The sequence below is a fragment of the Humibacter ginsengiterrae genome (assembly GCF_054780115.1).
In genome coordinates this window covers 32020-49555 of the sequence record NZ_BAAGWY010000019.1, presented here as the reverse complement: position 1 = coordinate 49555, position 17536 = coordinate 32020, and the positions used below count along the sequence as shown (strand labels likewise).

Below are 17536 nucleotides of genomic sequence, written 5' to 3'. Positions count from 1 at the left end.
CAGAAACAGCTGATCCAGATCCCCGGAACGCACATTCACACCCACACCTAATTATCCCCTGACCAGGGAATAAACCGGCTCGACTCACCGAAACGAGACCCAGATTCATGCGACAGCCTGCGCTCTGCTGGTACCACCACCACTACGTCGACACCGGCGGCTGGGCCATCCGCATGATCCACGGCGCACCACACGTCCGAGCACCAGCATGGATCGACCCCACCGGGCAATGGCGACCCACCAGAACCTGGCGACCCACCAGCACCGCACGCGGCAAACCGAGACGACGCGAATGAACACGCGCCCGGGGCAACGGCCGCACGGCACGGCGGGCGCGCAGGACGTTCCCGCGTCATCCGAACGCGAACCTCGAAGCACTGTGACGTGCTGATCAAGAATCTCAAGCTGCACGGCGCCGGCCGGCCAACCCTTCGGAGCGCTCCCGCAGGGAGAACTCCGCCGATTTCGCACGCTCGACGGGGAGGTGCTGGGCGCGCGATCGCACCAACGAGGTCCATCCGATGATGAGGGCCTCTGGATCCATGAACGCCACCGCTCGCACGGTCAAGGCGACGAAGAGCACCGCGCCGGCAGCCCGAGCGCGATTCCGAATGCAGAGAGGGCCGCACCTCGCGGAGCGATGCCGGGTCAGAGCTCGAGGCCGACCAGCACCGGCTCCGGCTGCAGCAGCACACCGAACTCCGCCTGCACCCTGCCTTGTACGAACGATGCGAGTTGCGCGATCTCGAGCGCGGATGCCCCGCCGCGGTTCGTGATCGCCAGGGTGTGCTTGCTCGAGATGGCGGCTGCCGATCCGGGCAGCGCGAACCCTCGCGAGATGCCTGCCTGCTCGATGAGCCACGCGGCGCTGAGCTTTACGCCGGGACCTTCGGCCGATTCGGCCCGGGCCCGGTGACGTTCACGGTCGGCCGCCGCTTCAGCTAGCAGCCCGACCGTCGTGCTCTCATCCGCCGTCGAGCCGTCGAGCGCCGCCACCAGATCAGGCTCCTCGGGCGCGAGCGGCCAGCGCGGAGCACCCGCCGGCAACGTCCGTGCGAATCGCGCGGAGACGATCGGGTTCGTGAAGAAGGAGCCGGCGCTCACCGAGTCCGGATCGTCCGGATCGAGCACCATTCCCTTCGATGCCCGGAGCGAGAGCACGGTGCGCCGTACCTCACCCAGCGACACCCGCGAGCCGACATCCACCGCAAGGGCGTTCGCGAGCTGCCCGTACGCGATCGGCTCGCCAAGCGCTGCGCCGACGTCGGGTCGCTGCAAGAGCTCGAGCTCCACCGCGATCACGACGCCTTCCAGCCCGCGCTTGAGTACAGACGTGCGGTAGCCGAGCTCGAGGTCGGCGGCGGTGAGACGGCGGACGTCCCCGGTGACGGCATCCAGGAAGTCGACCGCGACCAGCACCGACGACAGCTCCTGTCCGTAAGCGCCGATGTTCTGCACGGGTGCGGCGCCGACACTGCCCGGGATGCCCGACAGCGCCTCAATACCCGCCCACCTGTTGCGCACCGCGAGCGCCACGAGCGAGTCCCAGTTCTCGCCTGCCTGCACGCGCAGCCGCACCGCATCCGGGTCTCCGCCGTCGCCGGCCTTCACCCGCTGCACTCCGCTGGTTGCGATGCGGATGACGGTGCCGTCGAATCCCTCATCGGCCACGACGGTATTCGAACCACCGCCGAGCAGGAGCACGGGTTCGCCCGATGCATAGGCATCCGCGGCGAGTTCGATGAGTTCGGCCTCCGTCGCCGCGGTTGTCAGGTGCGGAACGGGACCACCCACCCGCATGGTGGTGAGCGAGGCGAAGGTGGTAACGGCTTCCGTCACGCGAATGAGACCCACGCCTGCGCCTTGCCGAGTACGGTGCGGCCGTCGACCGTCGCGATGACGTCGATGCGTGCCCGGTTATTCTCGGCCTCGACAACGGCCGCCTTCGCCGAAACCGTCAGGGTGGTGCCGTCGTTGCGGTCGACGACTACGGGCCGGGTGAACCGCACCTGATAGTCCACGACCCGCGAAGGATCGCCCACCCAGTCGACCACGGTCTGAATCGCGATGCCCATGGTGAGCATGCCGTGGGCGAGCACGCCGGGCAGGCCGACGAACTCTGCGATGTCGTCCCGATAGTGGATCGGGTTGAAGTCTCCGGATGCGCCGGCGTAGCGCACGAGGGAATCCCGCGTGATGAGATGCTCAGCGTGCGCCACCTCGTCGCCGACGACGAGTGCGTTCAGGTCGGGTGTCGTGGTGGGCATCAGTCCTCTCCTCTCACTACGAGGGTGGACGTGGCCGTGACGACGTGCTGCCCGGATGCGTCGCTGATCGCGGTCGCAGCCGTCACCATCGAGTTGCCGCCGAGCGTCTTCACCTCGGTGACGGTGAGCTGCGCGGTCAGCTCGTCGCCGGCGACGATCGCGCGCGAGTACTCGAATCGCTGGTCGCCGTGCACCACTCGCCCGAAGTCGATTCCGGCATCCGAGTCGCTGAGAAGCTGCGCCAGCGTGCGCTCCTGCACCACGATCGGGAACGTCGGCGGCGCCACGACGTCAGCGTGGCCGGCGGCTCTGGCTGCCACAGGATCAAGGTTGATCGGGTTCGTCGCAAACACCGCTCGTGCGAACTCCCGCACCTTCTCCCTTCCGACGAGATACGGCTCGGTCGGCGGGTAGGCGCGACCCTGAAGGGCGGGGTTCACTGGCACGCAGTTCATTGTACGGATGCCCTGCTTCCGCCCGGCGCGACCTGCGCGTGCGGAGGCAGAGCGCGTAACCGGCAAAGAAGAAGGACCCCGGCTGATGCGCCGGGGTCCTTCGAGGTCTGTCAGTGCGAGATGCCTACTGGCAGCTGTCGCACTGCAGAAGATCCATCGGGTCGACGGGAACTGCGTAACCGCCGACGCTGTCGTTTTCGTAGTCCATGATGACCTCCCCTGAAGTATGTCTTCCCGGGTTCGTCACCCGGCCGCTCGGTGCTTTCCCCCCGCGGTGTTCACCACTATATAACGTGAATCACACGATTGTCATTCCACTAGATGTTGTGTTTTCTCGATTCGGCCCGATTCAGTTCCCAGGCTAGCTCGGACCCCCGTCATTTCGCGGCGAAGCGTCGATTGCGAGGGTCGCGGACGAGCGGATTCGACGGCGTGTCGGCGTGGCGTGGCATGGCTCGAGCGACGGCCAGCCGCACATGGTCCGCCGAGTCCGTACCCCCCGGTTAGGGGCATCACGAAGGCTGTCGGCCCGTTCACAGGCCGCGTACATTTCTAGACAACGTTCTGGATTCGGGAAGAGCCGTGGAGACTGTCGAGGCACAAAAGCCCGCACGATTCCTCCGCCTGCTGCTATGCGGGCTCGGGGTCGCGGGTGGTCTCGTGCTGCTCGGGCTCGCGTTCGGTTCGCACTCCGCCTCTGCGGATGAGCCCGGCACAACGCCCTCATCACCTGCAGCTACCAGTACGAGTTCCGGTTCCGGTTTGCTGGGCACCGTCGGCTCTGTTCTCGGCGCAGTCACCGCTCCCGTCTCCGACACGGTCGGCGCCGTGACCTCCACCGTCTCGAACGTCGTGGACCCGGTGACGCAGTCGCTTCCGGCTCCCGTGCAGCAGGTCGCGCAGCCCGTGACGGATGCCGTAACCACCGTGACGCAGTCCGTCTCGGTCACGCAGATCGTCGCCCCTGTCACCGGCGCAGTCGACCAGGTGGTCGGCTCGGTCCCGGTCGTCGGACCCACGCTCAGCGCGACGCTCGGTTCGCTCACCGGTGCGACGGCACCCGTGACGGGAACCGTCGACGGCACGGTCGGGGATGTGGGCGCGGTGACCGGTACGGTTTTCGGCCCACCTGCTCCCGGCTCCGGCCAGGGCGTTCCCCCAGTCAGCACCGTCGGCTCGTCCACCGGCTCCCAGACGGGTTCGCCGTCGGCTGTGACCACCCTTTCGGGCGCGGCGACGACCGGCACCTTGGCGACCTCGTCCAGCAACGCATTGCAGGCATCCTCCTCCTCGTCGTCGTTCGCGACGCAGCAGGCCGGCGCTTCCGCTTCCGGCACTGAGGCTTCTCGGCCGTCCACTCCAGGTGGCGATCCAGCCGCTCCAGGCGCTCCAGGCACTCCAGCTGGCGGCTCCGCGACAGGCAACGGCATCGCATCCGGCGGTGGTTCAGGGGGCGGCTCTGCCTTCAGCTCCGCGCCCGAGTTCGAGCTCTCCGGCCTCGAAGCGGGCTTGAGTTCTGCGCCCCCCGGCGACGATCGACTTCCTTCGACACCTACCTACGAGACCGACTCCACCCCTGATTGAGCGGATCCGCTCCGCCTTGCCCTTGCCCGGCATCCTGCCGATGCTGCGCGGGCGACCGGCGGAAGACGGCATCCTTTCGTTCCTGTCTTGACGTGTCTTCGACACACGTCGCCGGAACGAGTCACCCACTCTTTCAGGGAGTTTTCAACATGAACAAAATCGTGTCGAGAGGGCTGTGGTTCACAGTCATCCTCGGCGGACTTTCACTGGCGGGCATCGGAGCCGCGAACGCGGCAGAGCCCTCCACGAGCGGCAACGACGGAGCAGGCTCCGGCGACGTGCTCGGCATCAATCTCAGCGCTCCGATCACGCTGGCGGGCAACGCCATCAGCGGTGTCGGCGACGCACTCACCAACGCGGGGACGACCTCCGTCTCGACGGCACCGACCGCTCCTGCGCCGACGGCGCCGGCGGCCGCGACGGCGACGGCGACGGCGACGGCGACGAACTCATCCACCCCGCCCGCGTCCACGGCTCCGGCACCGGTGACGACCTCCGGGAACGGTGGCATCGCATCCGGTGACGTGGTCGGAGGCACGGTGAGCGTACCGGTCACGATCTCCGGCAACGCGATCAGCGGCGTCGGCGACTCCAGCACCACCGGCCCCGCCACGACCGTCCAGACGCCCACGTCCGCTCCGGATTCCACCGGTTCCTCCGGTGCGACCACGAGCGGCAACGGGAGCGTGCTGGGCGGCGCTGTGGCACCGGTGGCAGTGAACGCGCCGATCACGATCAGCGGCAACGCGATCAGCGTGCTGGGCGACTCGAGTTCCGACAAGGCGGATACGTCGACCAGTACCGGGGGCCCCGTTGTCACCGCCACGCCGAGCACCACGAGCGGCAACGACAGCCTGCTGGGCGGGCTGCTTCTGCCGATCGGGGTGAACGCGCCGATCACGGTCTCCGGCAACGCGATCAGCGTCGCCGGAGACTCCCGCACCGCGAACGCTGCGACGACCACGACGACCGGTCAGACTGCGGGAGCTGCCGGCTCCGGCGGAACCACGTCGGGCAATGACGGCGTGCTCAGCGGAATCCTCGGCGTTGTCGGGGCGAACGCTCCGATCACAGTGTCGGGTAACGCGATCAGCGGACTGGGCGACTCCACCACGACAGCTCCCACGACCACCGTGAACAGCGGCAGCGGGAGCAGCACGGGTCAGGCAACGGGCGGCACGACCTCCGGCAACGACAGCATCGGCGGCGGCCTTCTGGCCGACATCGGCGCGTCGGCACCGGTCACCGTGAGCGGCAACGCCATCAGCGGCTTCGGCGACTCCACGACGACCGATCCCGCCACCACGGTGAGTACCGGCAGCGGGTCGACGGCGCCGGCCGGTGACAGCACCTCCGGCAACGGAAGCCTGCTCGGCGGGCTGCTTGCCCCGATCGGTGCGAACGCACCGATCACTGTTGCAGGCAGCGCGATCAGCGTGATCGGGGACGCCACCAGCAACAATGCCAGCACCACCGTCTCAGGCGGCAGCGGAACCAGCGGGACCACCTCCGGTAACGGCGGCCTGCTGGGCGGCATCCTGGCACCGATCGGAATCAACATCCCGATCACGGTCAGCTGCAACGCCGTCAGCATCATCGGCGACGCCGGCACAACCGGATGCCAGACCGTTGTGAACCCCGGAACCCCGGGCACCCCCGGCACCCCGGGAACGCCTGGAACACCGGGCACCCCCGGCACCCCGGGTACCCCGGGTACCCCCGGCACTCCGGGCACCCCCGGCACGCCTGGCACCCCTGGAACCCCGGGCACGCCCGGCACCCCGGTGTCGTACGTGACGCCTGTGTCGTCGGTGCAGGCATCCGGTAACGCCATGAGCCCCAGCACACTGGCCGACACCGGATCCGATCTGCTGGGCGCTCTGGGCGCCGCGCTCCTTGCCCTGCTCGCGGGGCTCGGCGCGTTGCTGTTCACGCGCCGGCGCGCTGCCAGGGCATAACCGCAACTAACGAGAACACACGCGGCGTGCGCCGCCGCCCGGCCTACGTGCCGGGTGGTGGCGTCCGCCCGCCGTGTGCGCTCGACGTAGCCGGTGAGCCGGGCCGCTGCGCCGGAACGGCGCACCCGGCGTTATGCGTGAGCCGTCCAGACCGTGTTGCGACTCGCATCCGGCCGGTCACGCTGTGACGGTGATGCTTCAACGGCATCACCGTCGCCGTCATGCCTGGATGACCGCGAGAACGTTACCCGCCGGGTCGCGGAACCACGCGATATCGGGGCCCCACTCGGGGTTTCCCGGACGCGCGATGCCCTTGGAATCGGTGGGGAATTCCGCATCGGAGTAGATCTTGGTCTGCACGCCTGCCGCGTTCAGCTCGTCGACCGCGGCATCGATGTCGTAGACCACGAAGTTCAGGATGGTGAACGAGGCCGGCGTGTGGTTGGGCTTGGCGTAGACGAAGACCTCGGCACCGCTCGGAAGGGTGAGATGGATGCCCATGTCACCATCGCTCTCGACCTGGAGCCCCAGCGTGGTCGCGTAGAACTTCCGCGCCGCGTCGAGGTCGTCGACGCTGAATCCGCTGAACGAGTCGATCGCTGTGAACATGGCACGTCCTCAACACAAAGCCCGATGGGCCTTCAGTTGAGGCTCATCGGGCGGAAACGGGGTAAGCGGGCGAATTGTTTTCGAACGGGCCGCTTGCTCGCCGCCCCCACGGCGAGCAATGAACGACCCAAGAAGAGCTTGGTCCCGCGCCGCGAGCATTGTCAAGCATTGCTGAACGGAGCCGGCGTACCCAGTTCGGGTAGCTCGGAGACGTTCGCACCGATCGGTTGCGCGAACGGAAGCCCGACGTAGCCTGGAGTGGTCGTTAGCTCGTTGTGGAACGCGTCGAAGGAGATGGTGACCATGCGCGCATCGGTGGGCGAGCGCATCCTCATTCGCGGAACGACCGTCGAGGCACCCGATCGGCACGGCGAGATCGTCGAGGTACGCGGGGACGACGGGGCTCCGCCGTACCTGGTGCGCTTCGACGACGGGCACGAGACGCTCGTGTTCCCCGGCTCGGACGCGACGGTGGAGCACCAGGCGTCGTAGCCGGCTACGACCGAAGGTCCAACCAGCGCACCTGCTCGTCGGTGAGCGCGACATCCAGACCCGCCATCGACGTGCGGGTCTCCTCGATGCTGCGCGGACCGAAGAGCGGGAACGTGGGGAACGGCTGAGCGAGCACGTACGCGAGAGCGATCGCGGTCGGCGCGACACCGAGCTCCGTCGCCAGCTGCCTGGCGCGTGCGAGACGCTCGAAGTTGTCGTCGCTGTAATAGCAGCGCACCAGCTCGGCGTCCGAGGTGTCGGCACGGTCGGCCCGTGCGAAGAACCCACGAGCCTGCGACGACCACGGCAGCAACGTGGTGCCGGTGCGCTCGAGCCATTCGCGGTCAGCGACGTCGGTGACGTGCCGGCATCCGGCCCACGGCACATCGAGCGCGTGCGCGAGCCCGAAGTGGTCGCTCAGCGCCGAGAAGCGTTGCTTGCCGTGGGCATCCGCGTAGGCCAGTGCCTCTTCGTACCGCTCGATCGACCAGTTCGATCCGCCGAAGGCACGGATGCGCCCCGCTCGCGCCTGCTCGTCGAGCACGTCGACGAACTCCCCCACCGGGATCTGCTCGTTGTCGCGGTGCATGAGATAGAGGTCGACGTGGTCGGTCTGCAACCTCTCGAGCGTCTCGTCGAGCTGGCGCACGATCGACTCAGGGTCGCAGTGCGGGGTGTGCGCGCCCTTGCCGATGATCACGACCTCGTCGCGAAGCCCGCGATTGGCGACCCACTGACCGAGCAACCGCTCCATCGATCCGCCGCCGTAGATGTAGGCCGTGTCGAACGCGTTGCCGCCGCGCTCGACGAAATCGTCGAACATGGCCGAGGCGTGCCCGAGCGTGGTCTGGTTGTCGACCCCCATGACGAGACGCGACACGTCCTTGTCGAGGCCCGGGATGCGTCCGTAACGCATGGTGGCGTCCGATCGCCTGCTCGGAGCATGCCCGCTTGCCGGCGGGATATCTGCGGTCGGGGCCTCGAATGGATACTGCAGGCCGATCGCGGTGCGCCACTGATCGAGCACGCGCGCATTGCCGAGCGAGTCGGCCCATCCGATGTTCGGGCTCTGCCCTTCCGCGGCGTACTCGGCGACGGCATCCGCCTGCAGCGCGTACTGCCACGCCGGTTCGATGCGAATGGTCTCGGTGCCGTCCGTGCGGCTCAACTCGAGATAGCTCGGATCGGTAGGGCTGGGGATCCATGGCTGAGGCACCACGATGCGGCCCTTCGAGCCCGTGACCACGACTCTGTTCTCGTCTTCCAGGCGCACCCCGCACGTGACGTGCGCTGTGATGCCGGAGCCGAAGACGAGGGATGCCGTGGCCCATTCGTCCACGCCGGTCGCCCCGACCTCGCCCTTCGCCGTGAGCGACACCGGGTCGGCGAAGCGCTCCCCGATCGCTGCGCCCGCCACCCAGCGAGCGGCCGAAACCGGGTACCCGCCGACGTCGAGGATGCCGCCGCCCGCGAGCTCGGCGTTCAGAAGCCGGTGCTCGGGAGGCAGGTCGGCGCGGAACGCGAACGCGGCATCCACGTGCTGCACCTCGCCGATCGCACCCTGGGCGATGAGCTCGGCGAGCCGCACGGTCTGCGGGTGGAAGCGGTACATGTACGCCTCGGCCAGGTACCTGCCGTTGCGGCGTGCGGCCTCGACCACGGCCATGGCGCCGGCGTGGTCGACCGAGAGCGGCTTCTCGCAGACGACGTGCTTGCCGGCATCCAGAGCCTGGATCGCCAGGCGCACGTGCTGGGTGTGCACGGTCGAGATGTAGATGGCGTCGACGTCGGGGTCGGCGAACAGGGCGTCGTAGGACTCGTGGATGAGGATGCCGCCGGGCTCGCTCTCGAACTCGGCGGCGAACGCGCGCGCCCGCTCGGTGTCGCGGCTGGCTACTGCCACCAGGCGGCCCGTGGCGCTGTGCGGCAGTTGCTCGGCGAATCGGTGAGCGATGCCTCCCGGTCCCACGATTCCCCAGCGCACGTGCTGCAGGGCCTCAGCCATGAGTGTTCCTCCGTCGTTCACGATCGTGTTCGGGTGCGCCGGCAACCCGGCGAAGAGATGGCGGTGCACGTCCGTCGGCCAGCGCGGCCGTGAACGTTCACGGTGAGTGAGACTACCAGTACGATTCCGAGCATGGCAAGGGCCGGATCCGGCGATGTGAAGCCGGCGACGATCAACGACGTCGCTGCGGCGGCCGGCGTCTCGCGTCAGACGGTCACGCGTGCCATGAACGACCTGCCCGACGTCAGCCCGGCCACGAAGCGACGTGTGCAGGAGGCGGCAGCCGCGCTCCGCTATCGCCCCAACCGGGCAGCGCAACGGCTCGTGCGCGGCGGCGACGTGACGATCGGCTTCGTCGTCGGCGACCTGCGCAACCCGTATTACCCGGAGCTCGCGACCGAGCTCACACACCGGGCGGCCGAGCGGGACTGGGGTGTCGTCATGACGGATGTCAGCGGTCGCCGCGGCACCGAACGCGTCGAGTCGATCGTGGGCCGCGTCGACGCCGTCGTCGGCCACCTCGCTCGGCGGCACCGGGACCTCGTGACCTCGCGGGTGCCGACCGTGCTGCTCTCCGACGACCCCGTGGAGTCCGGGGCGGGCGTGCGGTTCGAGTACGCGAGCGCCATGAACGACGCCGTCTCCCACCTGGTCGCGAGCGGGCGGCAACGCATCGCGATGATCGACGCCAGCCACGGCCCGTCGCTGCGTTACCGCTTGCTCGTTTCGGCGCTGGAGGATCACGGGCTGAGCGCACAAGCCGTGGTGCCTGCCGCCGACACCCATCAGGGCGGCGTCGCCGCGGTGGCGCAGTTGATGGAGCGCGCACCACAGGTGGACGCCGTGCTGTGCTTCAACGACGTGCTCGCGGTGGGTGCGCTGAAGGGATTCGCGCTGGCAGGCATCCGGGTGCCTGACGACGTCGCCGTGATCGGAGTGGACGGCCTCGACATCGGCACGCTCGTCACACCCGAGCTCACCACCCTCGCGCTCGACACCGCAGAGCTCGCCGCGCACGCGATCGACCTGGTGGACGCCGTGCTCCGGGGGGACACGGGCGAGAGGTTGCACCGGTCGATCGCGCACACGCTGCTCGTACGCGAGTCGGCGTAGCGCGACACATATCGGCCTCGCCTAGTGCGTTACTGCACCGACCAGCCGCCGTCGGACGGCAGCACCGCACCGTTGATGTTCACGCCGTCGTCGCTGAGCAGGAAGGTGATCGACGCCGCGAGCTGCTCCGCGGTCGCCACGGTGGGGATCGCCGCCTGGAACGGCTGCAGGCGCGCGGAGCCCGCCTGGGAAACGTTCGGCGGGAACGGGATACCCGTTGCGACTCCGCCGGGGGCCACCGCGTTGACGCGGATGCCCTGCGGTCCGTACATGAACGCCGCACTACGCGTCAGGCCGATCACGCCGTGCTTCGAGACGGTGTACGCGTTGCCAGAGGCGTTGCCGCGGATGCCCGCCTCCGAGGCGATGTTGACGACGGATCCGCTGCCTGCGGCGATCATCGCCGGCAGCACCGCGCGGGTCAGCTTGAACGCGCCGGTCAGGTTGATCCCGATCACGCGCTCCCACGTGGCATCCGTCGTCTCGTGCAGCGGAGAGAAGTCGTCGTTGACCCCCGCGACGTTGGCGAGGGCGTCGATGCGTTCCCCCGCCGCCGCGACGATGGCATCCACGTCGTCCTGCTTCGTGATGTCACCGACCACACTGATCACCTGAGCCTCGGGCAGCGATCGGGCGAACTCCTCCAGTCGCTCGTCCGACACGTCGACGGCGACAACGCGGCCGCCCTCGCGGGCGACGCGGGACGCCGTCGCACGACCGATGCCCGATGCAGCGCCGGTGACGATGACGGTCGTGCCCGCGAACCGGCCCGGCGTGATCTTCTCCGCCCATCCCGTGCTGTCGGTCTCTTCCGGCATCACGCCGCCGTTGACCTTCAGCACGAGATCGTCGACCACGGACTGCGGCAGCTGACCCTGGCTCAACGCCACGAGCTGCTGAAGCGGCAGGCCCTTGATCGGCGCCAGCGCGGACTCGTCCGCGCCACTGGCGGCGAGCAGCCCGCGCACCAGCGGACCGCCCTCCGGATGATCCAGCCATCGCCCGATCGGGCTGTTCGCGGTCAGCGGTTCGCGGGCTTCTGCCATGGGTTTCTCCTCTTTCATACGGTGGACGGGCGGCAACCCGAGGGTTGAAAGGTCACCCAGCGGTGACGGGCTCTCTCGGCTTCGGAGCGGGTGTGCTCGTCGCCGGCACCCCGTGCAGCGGATGGCTGCGCTCGAGCTTCGCGCCCTCCACGTCGACATCGGGGAGGATGCGGTTCAGCCAGCGCGGCAGCCACCAGGCGGCCCGTCCGAGCAGGTGCATGAGCCCAGGCACGAGCAGCATGCGCACGACGAACGCGTCGAACAGCACCCCGAACGCCAGACCGAAGCCGAGCGGACGCACCATCGAGAGCTCGGAGAACACGAAGCCGCCGAACACCGAGATCATGATGATCGCTGCCGCGGTGACGACGGCTCGGCCGCCCCGCAGCCCGGACACTACGGCTTCGCGCGCGGGCAGTCCGTGCACATACGCCTCGCGCATGCCGGTGACCAGGAACAGCTGGTAGTCCATGGCGAGTCCGAAGAGCACGCCCATCACGATGATCGGAGCGAAGCTCAGCACCGGACCAGGATCGTGCACCCCGAACACCGGGCTCAGCCAGCCCCACTGATATACGGCCGTCATGCCGCCGAACGCGGCGAACAGCGAGAGCACGTACCCGCCCGTGGCGATGATGGGCACGAGCAGCGAGCGGAACACGATGATCATGATGATCAGCGACAGACCGACGACGACCGCGAGGTAGAGCGGGAGCACCCCGGCGAGCTTGTCGGAGATGTCGATGTTGGCACTCGCCTGCCCGGCCACGCCAAGCGTCACTCCCCCGGCGAGCTCGTCGTGGTCGCGCAGCTCGTGCACGAGCTTCTCGGTGGATGCACTGCTCGGGCCGTCCTTCGGAACCACCTCGAAGGCCATGAAGTCGTTCGCCTTCGACGTGCCGATCGGCGCCACCGCCACGACGTCGCTGCGGCCCATCAGGTCGCCGGCGATGCTCGCCTGCGTCGTCGTGACATCCGCCGAGCTCACCGGCTTAGGCAGCGTCGCCGTCACGATTAGCGGCCCGTTCTGCCCTGCACCGAACTCGTGCGCGACCGCCTCGTACGCCTTGTACTGCGTCGAGCTCGTCGACTCGGACGATCCATCCGGTAGGCCAAGACGCATCGAGAGCGCCGGCAGTGCGATGATCAAGAGCCCGACGACGGCCACCACGACGCTCAGCACGGCACGGCCGGTACTCATCGGCCGCACGACAGGGGCGCGGTGCGACTCCTGCCCGACCTGCGCACGCGCCTTCCTGCCCAGCACGCGCAGTCCGAGCATCCCGAGCAACGCGGGCGTGAGCGAGACCGCGACGAGAACGGCAACGAGCACGCACACAGCACCCACGGTTCCCATGACGCTGAGGAACTGGATGCCGCTCACGTTCAGCGCAAGCAGCGCGACGAGCACTGTGGCGCCGGCGAACACGACGGCGTTGCCCGCCGTGCCGTTGGCGAGGCCGATGGACTCGCGCACATCCATGCCGGCCAGCAGCTGCCGTCGATGCCGGTTCAGGATGAACAGGGCGTAGTCGATGCCAACGGCCAGCCCGAGCATGACACCGAGCACCGGGGTGACGGACGACATGTCGACGACACCGGAGAGCGCCATCGAGCCGGCCACACCGACGCCGACCCCGATCAGCGACGAGATCAGCGGCATCACGGCCGGCATCAGGGCGCGCATCATCACGATGAGCACGATCAGCGCGATCACCACGCCGGTGATCTCGCCCGGTCCGATCAGTCCGCTGATCGAGGTGGCGATCTCGGACGAGTAGTTGATGGTCACGCCAGGGATGCTCGCGGCATCCAGTTTGTGCGCGACGGCGGTCTTCACGTCGGCGGGCAGGTTGAACAGGCTGTCCTTGAACTGCACCATGCCGATCGCGGTGCTGCCGTTGCTCGACACGGTCTTGATGTCGGCGGCGGCGTCGAGCAGCCTCTGACCGGCATCCACCTGCTTCTTGGACGCGGCGAGCTTTGCTTCGCCCGCATCCAGCTGTGCCTGTTGCGCCGCGAACCGGGCGGATGCCTGGTCGTATGCGCCCGCCGCTTTCGCCTGGGCGATCGCCGCGTCGAGTTGCTGGGTGCCGGTAGCCAACTGCGCCTGCGCCTGCTGCAGCTGAGCTCGCCCGTCAGCCAGCTTCTGCTGCTGCGCCTCGCGCTGCTGCTGCGTCTGGAACGGATCGACGGTGCTGTCGACGCCCTTCATCCCGCCGACGGACGTCAGCAGCGAACTGATCTGCTGCTTCTGGCCGGCGTCGAGGGATCCCTTCGTGGCCTGGAACACGACAGTGCCGGTGGCGCCTCCGCTTTGGTCCAGCTGCTTCTGCAGCTGGTCGGTGACTCTCGAGGTCTCGGTTCCGGGGATGTTGAAGCTCGTGGCGAGCGTTCCGCCGAACGCGAGGAACGCGCCTCCGGCGAGCACGAGTGCGACTATCCAGCCGATCAGCACGGTCCACGGTCGCCGGGCGGAGAAGAGTCCGAGGCGATTGAGCAGGTTGGCCACGGCGAGCCTTTCTTGTCTCGGGTGCAGGGAGGCGCGCAGCTCAACGATGAACGGTGCGAACGGAATCCACGCTATCCAACACATGTTGGAAAACCGGCAGCTGTTGGAGAACTCTCAGTGAATGCAGGAGTTCTCCGCAGGTCGCGCCGGAAGTCACCGTGGCGAACTCTCATGGCAGAATCGCGGATCATGGATGCCCGCATCGCCCGAACCCGCGCGAGCCTGCAGGACGCGCTGATGGAGCTCGCACGCGAGAAGCCCCTCGACGAGATCACGGTGGCCGACATCGCCGACCGGGCGGGCGTCAACCGCAGCAGCTTCTATCAGCACTACGCGGACAAGGACGTGCTGCTGGCGGATGCGCTCGACGCGGCGTTCGAAGAGACGGGCGCGCGGCTCGCGATGCTGACCGGGCCGGTGTCGGGACCACCGGATGAGATGCGGATCTACCTCAACCACATCGAGAAGCACGCGGCCCTGTACTCGCGGGTGCTCGGCGACCGGGGTTCCGCCGTCGTGACTGCCCGGGTGCGGGACCGGATCGAGCAGGTGGCGATGGAGGGCATCAGCCGCACCGCGTCGTCGGCGTACGGAGGCGTGCCGCTCGAGGTCGTCGCTGCCGGCATCACCGGCGCTGCACTCGGCGTCGTTCGGGCCTGGTTGGAGCGCGATCCGCGGCCGTCGGTGGAGACCGCGGCCGACTGGCTGTGGCAGGTGCTGCTGGGCCCAGGCGGCGCCTGGACGAAGACGGACTAACACTCTCCCGTCGATCGAGGGCCACGCCGCCAGAGTTTCGAGGGCCACCAGATCGCCCGGCCGATGTCGTATGACACTGCGGGCACGAGCAGCGAGCGCACGATCAGCGTGTCCACGAGCACCCCGAACGCGACGATGAACGCGATCTGGGCGAGGAACAAGATCGGGATAACACCGAGCGCGGCGAATGTGGATGCGAGAACGAGTCCTGCCGACGTGATGACGCCGCCGGTGACGGCGAGTCCACGCAGGATCCCTTGCCGGGTGCCGTGCAGTTGCGTCTCCTCCCGCACCCTGGTCATGAGGAAGATGTTGTAGTCGATGCCGAGGGCGACGAGGAACACGAACCCGTACAGAGGTACGGCGGGGTCGGCGCCCGGAAAGTGGAAGATGCCGTCGAACACGTAAGCCGAGACGCCGAGGGAGGCGGCGAACGACACCACGACCGAGAGCACGAGCAGCACTGGTGCGAGGATCGCCCGCAGCAGCAGCATCAGGATGAGCAGGATCACGACGAGCACGATCGGGATGATCGTGTTCCGGTCGTGGATCGACGCGCCGTTCGAGTCGATGGCCACCGCCGTCACTCCCCCGACCAGGATGCCGCCGTCAAGCCGGGTGAGATCGGTCCGCAGCGACCGCACCGTCGACTCGGCGGCATCCGAGTCGGCAGGATGCGTGAGGGTCGCCTGCAGCATCACGTCGCCGTCGACGACGCTCGGCGCAGGTGTCGCGGTGCCGGGCGGGCCGAGCGGCTGCACGCCGTCCTTCGTGACCGGCGCCGTGCCGCTCGGCGAGTCCCCCGCGACAACGGTCACGGACGACACTCCGGAGTGATCGAGCAGGAGGTCCGCCATCGGTTGCAGCTGGGACTCCGGGCCGACCACCATGGCAGGGCTGCCGGATCCGCCCGGGAAGTGGTCCGCGAGCACGCCCTGGCCGTCGCGGGCCTGCGAGTGTCCCAGGATGAGATCGCTCTGCGGAACGCCCTCCGCCTTCAGCTGCAGCAGGCCGGTCGCCACGGCGAGCAGCGCGATCGTGCAGAGGATCCAGATCGTCCGGGGCGCCCGGCGGATCCATCCGGCGACCCGCGCCCAGAGCCCGTGCGCATCCGGCCCGACGACCTGCGGATGCTCTGAGCCGAGCTTCGGCCGCACCGGCCAGAACGCCGCCCGGCCGAACGCGAGCAACAGCGACGGCAGCAGCGTCATGGCCGCGAGGAATGCGAACACGATGCCGATCGCCGCCACCGGCCCGAGCGCCTTGTTCGAGCTGAGGTCGCTGAAGAGCAGGCACAGCAGGCCCACGATCACGGTGCCGGCCGAGGCGACGACGGGACCGAACGCGCCCCGGATGGCCGTCCACGTCGCCCTCCATCTGCTCGTGAACTCGCGCAACGCCTCGCGGTATCGCGAGACGTAGAGCAGGGAGTAGTCGGTGGCCGCACCGATCACGAGGATGAACAGGATGCCCTGTACCTGCCCGTTCAGCTGTACGACGCCCCACTTCGCCAGCCACCACACCACGAGCAGCGCGACGCAGAGCGCGAACATCGAGGTGGCGAGCACAAGCACCGGCAGCAGTGGTGACCGGTAGACGATGACCAGGATGACGAACACGGCAGCCAGTGCCACCGCGAGCAGGATGCCGTCGATGCCGCCGAACGCGGCGACGAGGTCGGCGGTGAACCCGGCGGGACCCGTGATGTACGAGTCCACGCCTTCCGGCGTGCTCGAGTCGAGGTGGGTGCGAAGCCCAGCGACGTGTGCGTCGAGGTCTGAGTCGTCCGCGATCGGCACGAAGACCTCGGCGGCCTTGCCGTCCTTCGACGACACCGGTGGCGACACGCCGCCGTGCACGCCCGGCAGGTCGGCGATCTTCTTCGAGTCGTCCTTGATGGATGCCAGGTCGCCCGTCGTCAGGCCCGACGAACGCTGGTAGACGACGATGGCGGGTACCGCGCTGCTGCCGCTGAACTTCGGCTGCAGGTCGGCGACCTTGGTGGCATCCGCGCTGGCCGGCAGATAGCTGGACTGATCGTTGCTCGAGACCTCGGAGACGCGCCCGAAGTACGGGCCGCCCACACCGGCCAGCGCGAGCCACACCACGATGAGAACAGCCGGCAGCAGGGCCCGGAACCAGCGCGGCGTCCGTCTGTTCTCATCAGTGCTCATAGTCGAGCAATATAGCTAGCGTATCTAGTTATAAGCAAGGCTAGAGCCCTCCGGCTCAACGTGGTACGTCGCCGCGCCATCCTCCCGTCGCCGTACCCTGGGCCTCGATGAGGCGCTTGAAGTTCTCGAGATCCTTCTTCACCGCGTGGCTCGCGACGCCGAGCTTCGCGCCGGCCTGCTCGACCACGCCGTCCGGCTGCCAGTCGATCTGCACGGTCACCCTCGACGTGTCGTCGCTGAGTTTGTGGAAGGTCACCACGCCCGCGTTCGGCGTCTCACCGCCGACACTCGTCCAGGCGATCCGCTCGTCGGGATGCTGTTCCGTGATCTCCGCGTCGAACTCGCGCGTTGCGCCGCCGACCGATACCCGCCAATGCTGGTGCGTGTCGTCGAGCTGGGTGATCTGATCGACTTCGTCGAGGAAGTGCGGGAATGATTCGAACTGCGTCCATTGGTCGTAGGCCGTCGTGACCGGCACCGAAACATCGATGCTCTCCGTGATCTGCGCCATGTTTCCTCCTTTGCGAAGCCTCTAGCCAACGGAATGGATTCAAGACTCGATAGG

15 protein-coding genes are annotated in these 17536 nt (G+C 68.1%); 5 read left to right on the top strand and 10 right to left on the bottom strand.

All coding sequences use genetic code 11. The annotated features are described in order from the left end of the window. Positions 1-648 precede the first annotated feature (648 nt). Genes ACYVII_RS17540 through ACYVII_RS17530 form a run of 3 tightly spaced genes read right to left on the bottom strand, consistent with a single transcriptional unit; the run spans position 649 to position 2713 of the window. Entirely contained in the window at positions 649-1800 is a 1152-nt protein-coding gene (locus ACYVII_RS17540) for a UDP-N-acetylmuramate dehydrogenase (protein WP_460537516.1), read from the bottom strand. 35 nt (positions 1801-1835) lie between these two features. Beyond that, positions 1836-2267 carry a MaoC family dehydratase gene (locus ACYVII_RS17535; protein WP_460537514.1) on the bottom strand — a complete coding sequence of 144 codons (432 nt, stop codon included), beginning with the start codon at positions 2265-2267 and terminating at the stop codon, positions 1836-1838. After that, positions 2267-2713 carry an FAS1-like dehydratase domain-containing protein gene (locus ACYVII_RS17530; RefSeq protein ID WP_460537512.1) on the bottom strand — a complete coding sequence of 149 codons (447 nt, stop codon included), beginning with the start codon at positions 2711-2713 and terminating at the stop codon, positions 2267-2269. Before ACYVII_RS17530 ends, ACYVII_RS17535 begins: the two co-directional genes overlap by 1 nt. A 591-nt stretch (positions 2714-3304) precedes the next feature. Between ACYVII_RS17530 and ACYVII_RS17525 the strand changes: the two genes are divergently transcribed. Together ACYVII_RS17525 and ACYVII_RS17520 are read left to right on the top strand one after the other, a co-directional pair. Further along, positions 3305-4306 (top strand): hypothetical protein, encoded by a 1002-nt coding sequence (locus tag ACYVII_RS17525; protein WP_460537510.1) that lies wholly within the window; start codon positions 3305-3307, stop codon positions 4304-4306. A gap of 149 nt (positions 4307-4455) precedes the next feature. Beyond that, the gene (locus tag ACYVII_RS17520; RefSeq protein ID WP_460537508.1) at positions 4456-6264 is read left to right on the top strand and encodes a beta strand repeat-containing protein; all 1809 of its coding nucleotides are present in this window, start codon (positions 4456-4458) and stop codon (positions 6262-6264) included. 219 nt (positions 6265-6483) lie between these two features. Here ACYVII_RS17520 and ACYVII_RS17515 read toward each other — a convergent pair whose 3' ends face one another. Both ACYVII_RS17515 and ACYVII_RS17510 read right to left on the bottom strand, forming a co-directional pair. After that, positions 6484-6873 (bottom strand): VOC family protein, encoded by a 390-nt coding sequence (locus ACYVII_RS17515; protein ID WP_460537506.1) that lies wholly within the window; start codon positions 6871-6873, stop codon positions 6484-6486. Between the two features lie 161 nt (positions 6874-7034). Further along, positions 7035-7178: a hypothetical protein gene (locus ACYVII_RS17510; RefSeq protein WP_460537504.1), complete on the bottom strand. Its 144-nt coding sequence runs from the start codon at positions 7176-7178 to the stop codon at positions 7035-7037. Here ACYVII_RS17510 and ACYVII_RS17505 point away from each other — a divergent pair. Further along, complete coding sequence (locus tag ACYVII_RS17505) at positions 7177-7365, top strand: DUF1918 domain-containing protein (protein ID WP_460537502.1); 189 nt, start codon at positions 7177-7179, stop codon at positions 7363-7365. The genes ACYVII_RS17510 and ACYVII_RS17505 overlap by 2 nt on opposite strands. Before the next feature lie 4 nt (positions 7366-7369). Here the strand turns inward: ACYVII_RS17505 and ACYVII_RS17500 are convergent, their stop codons facing one another. Next, the gene (locus ACYVII_RS17500) at positions 7370-9370 is read right to left on the bottom strand and encodes an aldo/keto reductase (RefSeq protein WP_460537500.1); all 2001 of its coding nucleotides are present in this window, start codon (positions 9368-9370) and stop codon (positions 7370-7372) included. Positions 9371-9502: 132 nt separating this feature from the next. Between ACYVII_RS17500 and ACYVII_RS17495 the strand changes: the two genes are divergently transcribed. Then, entirely contained in the window at positions 9503-10483 is a 981-nt protein-coding gene (locus ACYVII_RS17495) for a LacI family DNA-binding transcriptional regulator (protein WP_460537498.1), read from the top strand. 29 nt (positions 10484-10512) lie between these two features. Here ACYVII_RS17495 and ACYVII_RS17490 read toward each other — a convergent pair whose 3' ends face one another. Both ACYVII_RS17490 and ACYVII_RS17485 read right to left on the bottom strand, forming a co-directional pair. Beyond that, positions 10513-11529, bottom strand: coding sequence for an SDR family NAD(P)-dependent oxidoreductase (locus ACYVII_RS17490; RefSeq protein WP_460537496.1), 1017 nt, complete (start codon positions 11527-11529; stop codon positions 10513-10515). Positions 11530-11581: 52 nt separating this feature from the next. Beyond that, positions 11582-14041 carry an MMPL family transporter gene (locus ACYVII_RS17485; RefSeq protein ID WP_460537494.1) on the bottom strand — a complete coding sequence of 820 codons (2460 nt, stop codon included), beginning with the start codon at positions 14039-14041 and terminating at the stop codon, positions 11582-11584. A 171-nt stretch (positions 14042-14212) separates the two neighbouring features. On the opposite strand from ACYVII_RS17485, the gene ACYVII_RS17480 reads away from it, so the two are divergent. After that, the gene (locus tag ACYVII_RS17480) at positions 14213-14797 is read left to right on the top strand and encodes a TetR/AcrR family transcriptional regulator (protein ID WP_460537492.1); all 585 of its coding nucleotides are present in this window, start codon (positions 14213-14215) and stop codon (positions 14795-14797) included. Here ACYVII_RS17480 and ACYVII_RS17475 read toward each other — a convergent pair. Then, positions 14794-16971, bottom strand: a complete 2178-nt coding sequence (locus ACYVII_RS17475) for an MMPL family transporter (protein WP_460537490.1) — start codon at positions 16969-16971, stop codon at positions 14794-14796. The two genes, ACYVII_RS17480 and ACYVII_RS17475, sit on opposite strands and share 4 nt — an antisense overlap. 55 nt (positions 16972-17026) lie before the next feature. Continuing rightward, positions 17027-17482, bottom strand: coding sequence for an SRPBCC family protein (locus ACYVII_RS17470; RefSeq protein WP_460537488.1), 456 nt, complete (start codon positions 17480-17482; stop codon positions 17027-17029). Positions 17483-17536 lie beyond the last annotated feature (54 nt).

Coding starts and splice junctions, on each gene's coding strand:
- ACYVII_RS17540 (WP_460537516.1), bottom strand. CDS start 1,800: ATGCGGGTGGGTGGTCCCGTTCCGCACCTGACAACCGCGGCGACGGAG.
- ACYVII_RS17535 (WP_460537514.1), bottom strand. CDS start 2,267: ATGCCCACCACGACACCCGACCTGAACGCACTCGTCGTCGGCGACGAG.
- ACYVII_RS17520 (WP_460537508.1), top strand. CDS start 4,456: ATGAACAAAATCGTGTCGAGAGGGCTGTGGTTCACAGTCATCCTCGGC.
- ACYVII_RS17515 (WP_460537506.1), bottom strand. CDS start 6,873: ATGTTCACAGCGATCGACTCGTTCAGCGGATTCAGCGTCGACGACCTC.
- ACYVII_RS17505 (WP_460537502.1), top strand. CDS start 7,177: ATGCGCGCATCGGTGGGCGAGCGCATCCTCATTCGCGGAACGACCGTC.
- ACYVII_RS17510 (WP_460537504.1), bottom strand. CDS start 7,178: ATGGTCACCATCTCCTTCGACGCGTTCCACAACGAGCTAACGACCACT.
- ACYVII_RS17500 (WP_460537500.1), bottom strand. CDS start 9,370: ATGGCTGAGGCCCTGCAGCACGTGCGCTGGGGAATCGTGGGACCGGGA.
- ACYVII_RS17495 (WP_460537498.1), top strand. CDS start 9,503: ATGGCAAGGGCCGGATCCGGCGATGTGAAGCCGGCGACGATCAACGAC.
- ACYVII_RS17490 (WP_460537496.1), bottom strand. CDS start 11,529: ATGGCAGAAGCCCGCGAACCGCTGACCGCGAACAGCCCGATCGGGCGA.
- ACYVII_RS17480 (WP_460537492.1), top strand. CDS start 14,213: ATGGCAGAATCGCGGATCATGGATGCCCGCATCGCCCGAACCCGCGCG.
- ACYVII_RS17475 (WP_460537490.1), bottom strand. CDS start 16,971: ATGAGCACTGATGAGAACAGACGGACGCCGCGCTGGTTCCGGGCCCTG.
- ACYVII_RS17470 (WP_460537488.1), bottom strand. CDS start 17,482: ATGGCGCAGATCACGGAGAGCATCGATGTTTCGGTGCCGGTCACGACG.